The 13,212-nt window shown below is 67.3% G+C and carries 10 protein-coding genes; 5 read left to right on the top strand and 5 right to left on the bottom strand.

Annotation, left to right across the window (positions count from 1 at the left end; all coding sequences use genetic code 11):
• Nucleotides 1-36: 36 nt before the first annotated feature.
• Nucleotides 37-468 carry a DUF2147 domain-containing protein gene (locus tag SMN802W_RS0107390; RefSeq protein WP_026325870.1) on the bottom strand — a complete coding sequence of 144 codons (432 nt, stop codon included), beginning with the start codon at nucleotides 466-468 and terminating at the stop codon, nucleotides 37-39.
• A 149-nt stretch (nucleotides 469-617) separates the two neighbouring features.
• Between SMN802W_RS0107390 and SMN802W_RS0107385 the strand changes: the two genes are divergently transcribed.
• Together SMN802W_RS0107385 and SMN802W_RS0107380 are read left to right on the top strand one after the other, a co-directional pair.
• Entirely contained in the window at nucleotides 618-1,931 is a 1,314-nt protein-coding gene (locus tag SMN802W_RS0107385) for an Nramp family divalent metal transporter (protein ID WP_026325869.1), read from the top strand.
• A gap of 68 nt (nucleotides 1,932-1,999) precedes the next feature.
• Entirely contained in the window at nucleotides 2,000-3,082 is a 1,083-nt protein-coding gene (locus tag SMN802W_RS0107380; protein ID WP_019516266.1) for an MBL fold metallo-hydrolase, read from the top strand.
• Here SMN802W_RS0107380 and SMN802W_RS0107375 read toward each other — a convergent pair.
• The gene (locus tag SMN802W_RS0107375) at nucleotides 3,060-3,785 is read right to left on the bottom strand and encodes a hypothetical protein (protein WP_019516265.1); all 726 of its coding nucleotides are present in this window, start codon (nucleotides 3,783-3,785) and stop codon (nucleotides 3,060-3,062) included. The two genes, SMN802W_RS0107380 and SMN802W_RS0107375, sit on opposite strands and share 23 nt — an antisense overlap.
• Nucleotides 3,782-4,990 carry a toxic anion resistance protein gene (locus SMN802W_RS0107370; protein WP_019516264.1) on the bottom strand — a complete coding sequence of 403 codons (1,209 nt, stop codon included), beginning with the start codon at nucleotides 4,988-4,990 and terminating at the stop codon, nucleotides 3,782-3,784. Before SMN802W_RS0107370 ends, SMN802W_RS0107375 begins: the two co-directional genes overlap by 4 nt.
• 155 nt (nucleotides 4,991-5,145) lie before the next feature.
• On the opposite strand from SMN802W_RS0107370, the gene SMN802W_RS16630 reads away from it, so the two are divergent.
• The 3 genes from SMN802W_RS16630 (at nucleotide 5,146) to SMN802W_RS0107355 (ending at nucleotide 9,592) form a co-directional block, all read left to right on the top strand.
• Nucleotides 5,146-6,090: a hypothetical protein gene (locus SMN802W_RS16630; protein WP_019516263.1), complete on the top strand. Its 945-nt coding sequence runs from the start codon at nucleotides 5,146-5,148 to the stop codon at nucleotides 6,088-6,090.
• 122 nt (nucleotides 6,091-6,212) lie between these two features.
• Nucleotides 6,213-8,054 carry a translational GTPase TypA gene (gene typA, locus SMN802W_RS0107360; protein WP_026325868.1) on the top strand — a complete coding sequence of 614 codons (1,842 nt, stop codon included), beginning with the start codon at nucleotides 6,213-6,215 and terminating at the stop codon, nucleotides 8,052-8,054.
• A gap of 203 nt (nucleotides 8,055-8,257) precedes the next feature.
• The gene (locus SMN802W_RS0107355) at nucleotides 8,258-9,592 is read left to right on the top strand and encodes a chloride channel protein (RefSeq protein ID WP_019516261.1); all 1,335 of its coding nucleotides are present in this window, start codon (nucleotides 8,258-8,260) and stop codon (nucleotides 9,590-9,592) included.
• Between the two features lie 39 nt (nucleotides 9,593-9,631).
• Here SMN802W_RS0107355 and SMN802W_RS0107350 read toward each other — a convergent pair whose 3' ends face one another.
• Together SMN802W_RS0107350 and SMN802W_RS0107345 are read right to left on the bottom strand one after the other, a co-directional pair.
• Nucleotides 9,632-11,950, bottom strand: coding sequence for a TonB-dependent receptor (locus SMN802W_RS0107350; RefSeq protein WP_051083541.1), 2,319 nt, complete (start codon nucleotides 11,948-11,950; stop codon nucleotides 9,632-9,634).
• A 343-nt stretch (nucleotides 11,951-12,293) separates the two neighbouring features.
• Nucleotides 12,294-13,037 (bottom strand): fatty acid desaturase, encoded by a 744-nt coding sequence (locus tag SMN802W_RS0107345; protein WP_019516259.1) that lies wholly within the window; start codon nucleotides 13,035-13,037, stop codon nucleotides 12,294-12,296.
• Between the last annotated feature and the right edge of the window lie 175 nt (nucleotides 13,038-13,212).

The raw sequence follows: 13,212 nt of genomic DNA, 5'->3' as shown, positions 1-13,212 counted from the left end.
CGGTTTCGGAGATAAGTTTTCGGGAGCCGCTGTGGTTCAGCGCGCCGGACGCCACGTCTGCGTCTGGCACAGGAAGGCGATGCAGCCCTGCACCTTCAGCGAGCCGTCGGCGTTGCGGCTGACGATCGACTTGTACGTCTTGCCGTTGCGCGGGTCGTAGATGCGTCCGCGCCAGTCGTCGCCCGCATCGGCAAACTCGGACAACACCGGCATGCCGATGATCGGGCGGCTGCGCAGTGCCTTGTCCTTGTTGTTGACGTCGGTCGCGGCGGCACCCGGCGTATGTTTCAGCACCCGGACGATCCGGCCGCAGGTTTTGCCGCCGCACGGCCCCACCTCGACCAGCGCGGCGCCGTCCTCGGTCAGGTAACGGCCGCTAATCGGCTGCGCGGCGAACGCCGGCGCGGCAAGGGCGAGCGAGCCGGTGAGGGCAGTCAGGATGGCGGTGCGTGCGCGGAGCATGGTCATGTCCGTCTCCTTGCGGCGGCGCGGCTGAACGCGCAATGGCCGAAGCGGCGCTTGTCGCCGCGCTTCCCTCATGCAGCAACGAACGCTCACATCGCCGCAGCGCCGATATCGCGTTGAACCGGGCGTGCTTCTCCCGCATGGCAGGGACGATGTCGTCTCCTGCCCATCCGCCCGCCCGATCGCTGGCCGACAGCTATGCCTCGATCCGGGTGCCGAAGGACGCGGGCTTCTGGCGTACCATGCTTGCCTTTGTCGGGCCGGGCTGGCTCGTCGCGGTCGGCTACATGGACCCGGGCAACTGGGCGACCGACATCGCGGGCGGATCGGCGTTCGGTTACCTGCTGCTCTCGGTCGTGCTGTGCTCCAACCTGATGGCGATTGTGCTGCAATCGCTTGCCGCGCGGCTCGGCATCGGTGCAGGGCACGACCTGGCGCAGGCGTGCCGCGCGCGCACCTCGCGGCCGGTGAACATCGTGCTTTGGCTGCTGGCCGAGATCGCGATCATCGCCTGCGACCTGGCGGAGGTGCTCGGCACTGCGATCGCATTGAAGCTGCTGTTCGGCCTGCCACTGGTCTGGGGTGTGGTGCTGACCGGACTCGACGTGTTCGTCATCCTGGCGCTGCAACGCCGCGGGTTCCGTCAGCTGGAGGCGTTCATCGGCGCGCTGCTGATCATCATTGCGATCTGCTTCGGGCTCGAGCTGATCTGGGCGCGGCCCGACTGGGTCGCGGCGGCGGGCGGACTGATCCCGCAGGCGGAGGTCGTGACCAACCCCGCCGCGCTCTACATCGCAATCGGCATCCTGGGTGCGACCGTGATGCCGCACAACCTCTATCTCCATTCCTCGATCGTGCAGACGCGTGCCTACGGCGAGGCGGAGTCGGGGCGACATCGCGCGCTGACGCTCGCGACGATCGACTCGACCGTCGCGCTCGGGCTCGCCTTCTTCATCAACGCCGCGATCCTGATCCTCGCCGCTGCCGCCTTCCACACGGTAGGGCGTACCGAAGTGGCGGAGATCGAGCAGGCGCACGAGCTGCTCGCCCCGATGCTGGGCGTCGGCGGTGCCAGTGTGGTGTTCGCGATCGCGCTGTTGGCGAGCGGGCAGAACTCGACCGTCACCGGCACGCTCGCCGGGCAGATCGTGATGGAAGGCTTCCTCGACCTGCGGCTGCCGGTGTGGCTCAGGCGGCTGGTCACCCGCGCGCTCGCGATCCTGCCCGCGGTGCTCGTCGTCGGCGCGTCGGGCGACAAGGGCGCGGGCGAGTTGCTGGTCCTGAGTCAGGTGATCCTGTCGCTCCAGCTCCCCTTCGCGGTGATCCCGCTCGTCGCCCTCACCGCGAACCGCGGCTACATGGGCAGCTTCACCGCGCCGCGCTGGCTGTCGGCGGTCGCCTGGGGGATCGCAGCGGTGATCCTCGGGCTGAACGGCTATCTGTTGTGGGGCATGGCGACCGGGTGAGACGGGTTTGACACGCCGGTAGCGGTGACGCAGCAAGGATACTTCGCTTTTAGAGCCGCACATCCACGATGATCCGACGCCTTCTCGCATTTCTCCTGCTCGCTGGCTGCTCCGTTCCCGCGATCACACCTGGAGACCTGCCGCACAGCGACCATTTCGACGGCCGTCGCTTCTTCAACCCCGATGGTCAGCAGGGCAGCGGCGGCGACGCGAAGAAAGGGCCGGTCGGCCTGATCGAAAGCCTGTTCTCACGCGCGCACAACTGGCCGCGCGTGCTTGTCACGCCGACGCGCCCGCCAGCGCGCGTCGAAGGAGGGGCGATGGCGGTGACGTGGATTGGCCATTCGACCGTACTGGTGCAGACACAGGGGCTCAACATCCTGACCGATCCGGTCTGGGCAGAGCGGTCCTCTCCGGTCCAGTTCGCCGGTCCCCGGCGCGTGCGCGAACCGGGCGTGCGCCTTGCCGACCTGCCGCGGATCGACCTCGTGCTCCTCAGCCACGACCATTACGACCATCTCGACACGGGTACGCTCAATACGCTGTCGAACCGCGACCGTCCGCTGATCGTGACGGGATTGCGCAATGACGCACTGCTCGCGCGCTATGACATCAAGGCGGAGGCACGCGATTGGGGTGGGCGCGTTGCGCTGCGTCCCGGCATCGACGTGATCGTCACGCGCGCGCATCACTGGAGCGGGCACGGTGTCGGCGACCACGACCGCGCGCTATGGAGTGGGTTCGTCGTGACCTTGCCGAGCGGCAACCTGTATTTCGCGGGGGATACCGGGCCGGGCGACATGCGCTGGGCGATCGAGGCAAGGCGATACGGCCCCGTACGGCTAGCGCTGCTGCCGATCGGCGCCTACCATTTCACCGGCACCGAGACGGGCAACCACATCGGCCCCGACCAGGCGGTCACCGCCTTCGAACAGCTTGGCGCGGCTTATGCACTCGGCGTCCACTGGGGCACGTTCGAGCTGACCTCGGAAGGGATCGACCAACCCCGCATCGAGCTACACCGTGCGCTGGAACGCGCGCACATTCCGCTCGCCCGCTTCCGCACGACCGAGGTCGGGCAGACGTGGATGATCCCGCCGTCCGCTGCGACCGATCAGCCGTCGCGGATCACGCCTCGCCCTGGTACTTGATCTCCAGGAAGCGGCCACGCGTTGCCAGTGCGTCCAGATCGCCCTGGGCCAGCTGCTCGCTCATCTCGCCCAGCTCGCGCTCAATCACGCTCAAGCCGTCGGTCAGTTGCTGATCGGGCGTCTTGCCGTTGCGCGGCGTGCTGCGCAGTCCCGCAGGCACCTTCTGGTAATCACGCACGAACTCGGGCAGCTGCTCGCCGACCAGCCGGCGTACCTCGGCCGCAGCGGACGCATCGTCGTCGAGCGCGCCGATTTGTCCGCCCAGCGTGTCGAGCCGCGCGCCGATCCGGTCGATCACCGGCACCGCGGGCGCGGGAAGTGCCGGGCGTTGTGCGTCGAGCCAGCGCGCGGTCGCGGCGGGTAGCGCCTTGATCTCGCTTCGCGCGATCCGCTCCGGCGTCGGCACCGGCGTCGCAGGCGCAAACGCGATCGCCAGCGTCACCGCCAGCATCAGCATCATCACCGCCAGCGCGCCGAACATGCCCAGCGGCATGACAATCCCGCCGAACAGCCCCGCAGCGATCAGGATCGCCGCATTGGCGAGCGCGATCAGCGTCGCGCGCTGCTTCACGCCGCCACGACCACCGCGGGCCGGGCGACGCTCGACCTGCAACACTCCGCCCCCATGTCCCCCGCCGCGGACGCGATCGACCGCGCGACGCGCGTCGGCGATTGCCTCGTCGGTTCGCGTCGGTACGCTCACAGCGCCTCCAGCTTGAACTGGTCGGCGGGGCCCGACACGCGGTTCTGCGCCGCCCCCTCGGCGCGCGCGATATAACCCTTAGACTTTTCGACCTCGCTGCCCAGCGTCGTCACCGTCGTCTTCATGCTGTCGAGCGCCTTCAACTTGAAGTCATCGATCGCGTCCATCGTGTCATAGATGTTCTGGAACGCACGCTGCAGCGTTTCCAGCGGGATCGTCGACGCCGCCGCCTGCTCGTGGATGCGCGCAGTGTTGCTTTTCAGCAGCTTGCCGGTCGAATCGATGATGTTGGCCGTTGTGGTGTTCAGTTGCGTGATCTGTTCCAGCACCAGCTTCTGGTTGGTCAGCGCCTGCGCCACCGTTACGGCAGTGCGCAGTGCCGCGACCGTGGTGGTGGACGCGCGATCGACGCCCTTGATGAGCTCGACGTTGTTCTTCTTGACCAGGTCGAGTGCCAGATAACCCTGCACCGTCACCGCCATCTGCGTCAGCAGGTCCTGGGTCCGCTGCCGGGCGTAGAACAGCGCCGTTTCGCGGATCGCCTTGGCCTTCGCCGGATCGGTCACGTCGAGCTCGTTGGCCTTGTCCTCCAGTCGCGCATCCATCGTCTGCGACAGATGGATCATCTGCTCCAGCCGCCCCATCGCGGTCCACAGGTTCGCGCGCTCGGTGTCGATCGAGGCATTGTCCATCAGCAACTCGTCCTTGCCCGACGACAGGCTCTTCAGGATCGAGCTGATATGCGTCTGGCTGGATTTATAGCTGTCGAAGTAGTTGCGCATCTTGTTGCCGAACGGGATGATTCCGAACAGCTTCTGCGGCGCGGTCAGGTTACCCTTCTTGCCGGGATCGAGGTCCTCGACCACGCGGCGCAGCTGCGCCAGGTCCTTGCCGACGCCGTCGTCCTTGTCCATCGCGCGCACCGGACGATCGAGGAAGCGGTTTGACTGACCCGCGGCGTCACGGATTTCCTTCTGCCCCATGCTGGTGATCGCATCGACGCGACGCCCGAACTCGGGGCTGTTCACGTCCTCCGCGATCAGCTGCTCGACGAAGGTGTCGACGCGTGTTTCCAGCTCGGTTCGCGTGCCCTGGTCGACCGGCACCAGCCCCGCCGCCTTGGCGGGCGCGACCTGCGGCACGGGATCGGGCGGGGTGAGCACCAGCTCCTTCTCGGCCGTCATCGTTTCGGGCGTCGTCGCCATCGTATCCATCCTTCTCGCCCGCACCCGCGCGAGCCGTTCGTCAGCCTGACCGCGAAGCCGCCCGCGATCAAGTGTGTTGTGACTATAAGACGCGAGCGCTGCCGCCGCAATCGCGCGACTTGTGCGCGGCCGGAGGATCATGTCACGCTCCTCCGATGATCGCCGCGCTCCTGCTCGCCCTCGCTGCCCCCAACACCGTGCCGCGAGTCGATCCGCTCACCGCCACTGTCGAGACGAGCGACGTCGACCGCTTTGCCGCGATCTTCGACGCCGCCGGCGGTGTGCCGACCGCGGTCGACCTCCAGCGCGATTACCTCGATCCGGGCAGCGAGGGCGTGCGCGTGTTCACCCCCGACCGGATCGAGAGCGCGGCGCATCTCGCAAAGGCGGTCGCCGCAGACCGCGCCGGCTACGATCGCGCACTCCGTGTGTGCCTGCCGATTGTGCGCGAGACTGAGGGTGAGCTGCGCGCGACCTATCTGGCCCTCCACGGCCTGCTGCCCGACCGGCCGCTGCCGCGCATCTTCCTCGTCATGGGGGCAAATAATTCGGGCGGCACCGCGGCACCCGGCGTGCAGGTGCTAGGACTTGAGGTGCTATGCCGCATCTCCGCCACGCCCGACGCGCTCCGCGCCACGCTGCGCAGCTTCTACGCGCACGAAACGGTGCACGCGTTGCAGCACGATCCCGATGTCGCGCTGGCGGCGGCGAACGGCAACGCGCTGCTGCAGAACGTGCTGGTCGAGGGCGCGGCCGACTTCATCGCGACACTCGTCACCGGACAACAGATCGATCCCGCGCGTGCTGCCTGGGGACTCGCGAACGAGCGCATGCTATGGTCGCGCTTCGACGCCGACCTCGCGCTGCAAGGGTCAGGTGACCTTTCGCGCGGCAAGCCCGCCGGCGACGCGCTCTTTCGCTGGGTCGGCAATGCCGGCGATCCGCCTGCCGGCTGGAAGAGCGAGGCGGGTTACTGGATCGGGCAACGCATCTGGCAGCGCTGGTACGATCGCCAGCCCGACAAGCACGCCGCGATCCGCCGGATGCTGACGCTCGATCGATTGGGTGAGGTCCTGGCCGCGGGGCGCTACACCGGCTGAGCGCCGGGCAACAGCGGTGCACGTGCCCGCCGTCTCGCCGCATCTTTTCGCGCGCGCACAAATAGGCTAAGGGCGCGGCCGAAATCGCCTGTGCGACCAGCGCGGGCCATCCAGGAAACATGATGAACCTCCGCAATATCGCGATCATCGCGCACGTCGATCATGGCAAGACCACCCTCGTCGATCAGCTCTTCCGCCAGTCGGGCACGTTCCGCGACAACCAGCGCATCGAAGAGCGCGCGATGGATTCGAACGACCTCGAGAAGGAGCGCGGGATCACCATTCTCGCCAAGCCGACCTCGGTCGACTGGACTCCGCCGGGCAGCGACGAGTCGATCCGCATCAACATCGTCGACACGCCGGGCCACGCCGATTTCGGCGGCGAGGTAGAGCGCATCCTGTCGATGGTCGACGGCGTCGTCCTCCTGGTCGATTCGTCAGAAGGCGCAATGCCGCAGACGAAGTTCGTGACCGGCAAGGCGCTGGCGCTGGGCCTGAAGCCGATCGTCGTCGTCAACAAGGTCGACCGCAGCGACGCGCGCATCCAGGAAGTGCTGGACGAGGTGTTCGACCTGTTCGTCTCGCTCGACGCGAATGACGAGCAGCTCGACTTTCCCGTGCTCTACGCCTCGGGCCGCAACGGCTACGCCTCGACCGACATGGACGCGCGCGAGGGCACGCTGATCCCGATGTTTGAGACGATCGTGTCCCACGTTCCCGCGCCGAACCTCGAGGTCGAGGACGTGCCGTTCACCTTCCTGGTGACGCTGCTCGACCGTGACAACTTCCTAGGCCGCATCCTGACCGGTCGTGTCAATTCGGGCACCGTCAAGCTCAACCAGCCGATCCACGCGCTCGACAATGACGGCAACGTCGTCGAAACGGGCCGCGCGTCGAAGATCCTGTCGTTCCGCGGGCTCGACCGCGTGCCGGTGGACGAGGCGAAGGCGGGCGACATCATCAGTCTCGCCGGCCTGACCACTGCGACCGTGTCGAACACCATCGCCGACCCGCAGGTCACCGAGCCGCTTCATGCTCAGCCGATCGATCCGCCGACGCTGTCGATGCGCTTTGCTGTCAACGACTCTCCGATGGCGGGGCGTGAAGGCTCGAAGGTCACCAGCCGCATGATCCGCGACCGCCTGTTCCGCGAAGCGGAATCGAACGTGGCCGTCAAGGTGACCGAGGCCGCCGACCGCGACAGCTACGAGGTGGCGGGCCGCGGCGAACTCCAGCTCGGCGTGCTGATCGAGACGATGCGGCGCGAAGGCTTCGAGCTCGGCATCAGCCGCCCGCGCGTGCTGTTCGGCGAGGACGAGCAGGGCAAGAAGACCGAGCCGTATGAGACCGTCATCATCGACGTGGACGAGGAATATTCGGGCACGGTCGTCGAGAAGATGAACCTGCGCAAGGCCGAGATGACCGACATGCGCCCGTCTGGCGGTGGCAAGACGCGCATCACCTTCTCCGCGCCGAGCCGCGGCATGATCGGCTACCACGGCGAGTTCCTGTCGGACACGCGCGGCACCGGCATCATGAACCGCCTGTTCGAGAAGTACGGACCCCACAAGGGCACCATCGAGGGCCGTAAGAACGGCGTGCTGATCTCCAACGGCGCGGGCGAAGCGCAGGGCTACGCGCTAGGGCCCCTCGAGGACCGCGGCGTGCTGTTCGTGGGCCACGGCGAGGCGCTGTACGAGGGCATGATCATCGGTGAGAACGCCAAGACGGACGACCTCGAGGTCAATCCGATGAAGGCGAAGCAGCTGACCAACTTCCGCGCGAGCGGAGGCAAGGACGACGCGATCCGGCTGACCCCGCCCAAGAAGATGACGCTGGAGCAGGCGATCGCCTACATCGACGACGATGAGATGGTCGAGGTCACGCCCAAGAACATCCGCCTGCGCAAGCGCCACCTCGACCCGAACGAGCGCAAGCGCGCGAGCAGGGCGAAGGCCGCCTGAAGCGACGCCGTAGCAAAAGCTGCGGCGAGCGCTTACTCAGGCGGCCCGGCCGGCCTCGCCAAAGCGAGGACCGACGACGCGGCTTCGCCGCGGCGCACACGGCGAGACGAAAGAGAATGGCGGCGACCGGGCACCCTCCCGTTCGCCGCCGCTTTTCTTTGCACAACAGGTGAACTCGCGACCAACCGCGCTATAGCGGGGCCATGCTCGACCGCCGCTCAGCCGCTGCCACCCGTCGTCGCTGGACGGTATCGCGTTACCGCGCGCTGCTCAGGACACGCGGGCCGAAGTCGGTGCAGTTCCGCACCCGCGTGTCGGTGCTGGCCGGGGCGATCGCGATTGGGCTGGTCGCGATCCTGTTCGCCGAAGCGGCCGACTGGGCCGGCGGATGGTTCAACGGCTACGCACACCGCTATCACTGGCTGTCGCTGCTCACGACACCGCTCGCCTTTGTCGCGCTGGTGTGGGTCACGCGCCGCTTCGCGCCGCTGGCGCGAGGGTCGGGCATCCCTCAAGTCATCGCGGCGGCGGACGATCCGAACCGAGCGACCGGCTCGCTGATCTCGGTCCGCACCGCCGCGACCAAGATCGTGTTGACGATCGCCGCGGTCATGTCGGGCGCGTCGGTCGGGCGCGAGGGGCCGACGGTGCAACTCGCCGCCGCCGTCATGGGCTTCACGCATCGGATCATGCGCGTGCCGCTGCGCACCCCCGTCGTGATCGCCAGTGGTGCTGCCGGCGTCGCCGCCGCCTTCAACACCCCGCTAGCTGGCCTGCTGTTCGCGATCGAGGAATTGGCGAGTGCGTACGAGCAGCGAGTCACCTTGCTGGTGCTGACCGCGATCGTCATCGCCGGCATGGTCGCGCAGTCGGTGCAGGGCGATTACGTCTATTTCGGCGTGATCGGCGCGAGCATGCCGCTTTCCAGCGCGCTGCTGGTGGTGCCGGTCGCGGGTATCGTCGGCGGGCTGTCGGGCGGGGTGTTCGCGCGACTGATGCTGATGCTGGCGGTCGGCGGCAACGGGCTGACGCGGTGGAGCAAGGCCAATCCGATCGTGTTTGCCGGCGCATGCGGCATCGTGGTAGCGGCGCTCGGCGTCGCGACCGGGTTGACCTGGGGCACCGGTTATTCGGCGGCGCGCGCGATGATCGTGGGCGTCGACGCGCCCTTGTGGTTCGGGCCGGCCAAGTTCCTCGCCACCCTCGCCACCGCAGTCGCGGGGCTGCCGGGCGGCATCTTCGCGCCGTCGCTCGCGGTTGGCGCGGGCGTCGGCAATTTGCTGCGCGAAGTGTTTCCGGCGAGTCCGACCTCGGCGGTCGTGATCCTGGGCATGGTGGCCTATTTTGCTGGCGTCGTGCGCGCCCCGCTGACCGCGGTCATCATCCTGTCGGAGACGACCGCCAGCCGCGGGCTGATGCTGCCGATGTTCGCCACCGCCTTCATCGCGGACGCGGCGAGCCAGTGGGTATGCCGCGAGAAACTCTACCACGGCCTATCGCGCGGCTTCGCGATGCCGCCGGAGCCGAAGCCGCACTGAAAAAAGGGCGGCGGAACGCTCCGCCGCCCCCGCGTTTTCTCAGCGGAACTTGCCGCTGAGCGAGACGCCGATCACGCGCGGTTCGTTGAACACCGCGGCGTCGTAGTTCTCGATCACGCCCTTCAGGTTCTTCTCGCCCGTCAGGTTGCGCGCGAACGCGGCGATCTCGTAGCGGCCGTCGGGCGTCGTATACCCCGCCTTCAGCCCCAGTTCGAAGTTGCCGTTGGCATAGAATTCGCGCGTCTTGTAGAGCACGAAATTGGTGTAGCCCTGCAGGTTGAAGTCGGTAGCGACGAACAGACCGCCGTCGTTGCTGAGCGGGATGTCGTAGCGAACCGCCGCGTCGATCTGATACTCGGGCGCGTTGGGCAGCGGATTGCCGTCGATCTGCGCGAGCACCGCAGGAGCACCGAAGATCGTGCGGCGGATTGTCGGATCCTGCACGGTGCACGTCACGCGGCCCGCCAGCGCGCAGACCTGCGCGTAGACGTTCTTGTCCTTGATCTCGCTGTGCAGCGCGCTGCCGCCCAGCGAGAAGGTGATGTTGCGGATCGGGCGCCATTCCAGTTCCGCCTCGAACCCGTAGGCGTCGGCGTGATCGGCGTTGAACAGCACGCCGTTGCCATTGGCATCGTTGCCGTTCAGCTGGATGTCGTTGACGCGGTAGTAGAAGCCGGTCGCGTTGAAGCGCAGGTTGGAGAACGGCCGTGTCTTCACGCCCGCCTCGTAGGAGGTGATCGTCTCGCTGTCGGCGGTCGTGAAGGCCGAGCCGAACACCGCCGAGCGCCCCTGGATCGTCGGCCCGCGGAAACCGCGCGCGACGCGGGCGTAGATGCTGGCGGTCGGGTCGACCTCATACAGCGCCGAGACGTCCCAGCTCGGCTCCTTGCCGGTGAGCTTCACGTTGCGGGCGGCGGTGGTGGGGAAGTTGACCGTCGCGCCGGTGGTCGCGGGCTTGACCAGGATCGTGCGCTTGTTGTCCTCGGTATAGCGCCCGCCCGCGGTCAGCGTCAGGCGGTCGAACGAGTAGCTCGCCTGCCCGAACACCGCCCAGGACGTGTTGGCGTCGTGCAGCCGCACCCAATTGCCCGGATTGTTGGTGTTGCTGTTCGCCGCCACGAACGGCGCGGTCAGGAAGAAGCGGCGCTGGTAGAAATCGGTCGTGTCGCGCTGGTCGAAGTAGAAGCCGCCAAACTGCCACTTGAACGCTGCACCAGCGTCGCTGGAGGCGAGCCGCAGCTCCTGCGTCCACTGGTCGAGGTCGCGAATGTTACCCTGGCTCTGCCCGCAGTCGATGCAGCCGCCGCTCGCATTGAGCGGCAGCTGACGCACGCCGCCATCGGTGTCGCCGCGGCTGTAGCCCGACGTCGTCTCGTAGGCGGTGATCGAGGTCAGCGTCGCCGCGCCGAAGTCCCATGCGGCGTTCACCGACCCGCCATAGGTCTTGTACGCCTGCGGGTTGTTGTCGGCTTCGTCGAGCGCGACACGGCTGCGCGGCTCTCGCGCGACGCTGTTCGATCCGCGCACCAGCGCACCGCGGTGGAAGATCGTCGAGCTGCCGTCGTAATCGCGCGCGTGGCCCGACACGTTGATCGACAGCGTCTCGGTCGGGGTGAATAGCAGTTGAAGCCGCACGTCGCGCTCGTTGAAGCCGCCGAGCTTGTTCTTGCCGCCGCGCGTGCCGTCGACACCAGGACCGGCAAAGGTGTTGTCGATCCAGTCGTCTCGGTGCTGGTAGAGCCCTGACAGGCGGAACGCGATCTTGTCGGCAACGATCGGCCCGCCGACGCCTGCATCGACGGTTGCGGTGTTGTAGCTGCCGTAGGAAGCGCTGATGCGGCCGTCGAACTCCTGGCTTGGACGGGTCGTGTCGAACTTGATGATGCCCGCGGTCGTATTGCGCCCGAACAGCGACCCCTGAGGTCCGCGCAGCACCTCAACCTGGTTGACGTCGAACACCGGGTTCGACTTCAGCACCACGTGTTCCAGCACGACGTCGTCCTGGATGATCGACACCGGCTGCGACGCGCCGAGGTAGAAATCTATGTTGCCGAGACCGCGGATGTAGAAGCGCGGGAAGATACGCCCCGTCGTCGTCTCGGCGTAGAGGCCGGGGACGCGGCCGGCGAGCGACAGGATGTCCTCGCCCGCCGACTGGAACGTGCGCAGATCGTCGCCGCCGACCACCGCGACCGACACCGGCACGCGCTGCAGGTTCTCCGAGCGGCGCTCGGCGGTGACGGTGATCTCCTGCAAGCCGTCGCCATTGTCGCCCGGCGTCGCGGTGGCCGCATCGACTGTGGGCGGCGTGGGCGACTGCACCGTCTGCGCAACCGCAGGTGAGGCGAGTGTCAGCATGCCGGCGGCGCCGGCGAGCAGGAGCGACTTCGAGGTCACGATGATCTGTTTCCCTTTTGCATGAACCGCGGGGTTTGAGCGCGCAGCACCGCAAAGCGCCTGCGAGTGCATGCTCGCAAGGTGCCGGTCCGGTGAGTCGCGGTTCCCCCGCGTCGGCGCACGCGTGGCAGGCGATTATGTCGAGCATGTGAAATCGTGACGCAAGATTGCTGCCACTGGCGTCGAGGCAGATAGGAAGCGGGTCGTTCGAGTCAGGCCGAGGCACGTGGCAGCGGCAGCGCGGCCCTTGTCGACGTGCTCGTCGCAGGAGGGCGAGACGCCAACTGTCGTGGCGCAGTACGGCCTAGCGCAGCGCTTGGCTGACGTGTTCCCGCACGCCTGGCAGCCGCCACCAGGGGGTTTGTGGGGATAGATGATGTTCGTGGTGATATGCACCGAAGTGGAAGCAGGTCGCGATCGAGGCGAGCGGAGACAGCGCGTTGCTGCGCGCCTTGTGGTGGTCGGCAAAGGGCGTGTCATCGTGACGATGCGGCAGGAAGGTGCCGAAGAAGAACAATTGCGCGAGCGCAACAAGCGCAGGCACCGCCCAGAACGCGACGATGTTCACCAGCGATGCGCCCAGCAGCATGTACAGGATCGCCGCGAGCGTGATCCGCGCAATCTGGCCGTGCGTGTAATAGCCCGAGAAGAAGCGCACGAACCACGGCAGCGCGCGGCGCGGTGCGCCGACGTGGAAGTCGGGATCGCGGTCCGTCCCCGGTGCGGCGTGGTGTGCGTGGTGCTTGGGATAAAGCGCGCGGAACGACAATGCGGCATAGGCGCCGAGGCAGAGCGTCCCGACGATGCGGTTCGCGCGTGCGTGGCCGGGCGCGAACGAGCCGTGCATGCAATCATGCGCGATGATGAACAGCCCGGTGCTGAGCCACGCCTGCGTTACGATCAGCAGCACGGCGAGCGGTGCGGTCGCGGTGCTCCATCGCCACAGAAAGATGCCGCCGAGATGGATCAACAGCCACGCCGCGCCGATCGCCCCGGCGAGCAGGGCGCTGACAAGCGTGTCGCGCGAGGGTTTGCTGGCTGGTGGCATGTTCGATCAGGGTTTCAACGGGTTGCGCCAAGTCACGCGCGCACGCAACCCCTCCGCTCGAACAGTCCCGGCGCGAGTGTAGGCGGTGCCGCTCCGCTCACGCGATTGACCCGCTGAACAAGCATCGGTCCCGATCGTGCGGGAACGGCATCGGCGTCAGCGCGCTTCTCCCCAC

The sequence above is a fragment of the Sphingomonas sp. Mn802worker genome, from assembly GCF_000382485.1.
GTDB lineage: Bacteria > Pseudomonadota > Alphaproteobacteria > Sphingomonadales > Sphingomonadaceae > Sphingomonas.
Note: the sequence above shows the minus strand (reverse complement) of the source record. Positions and strands in the feature narration are given on the sequence as shown.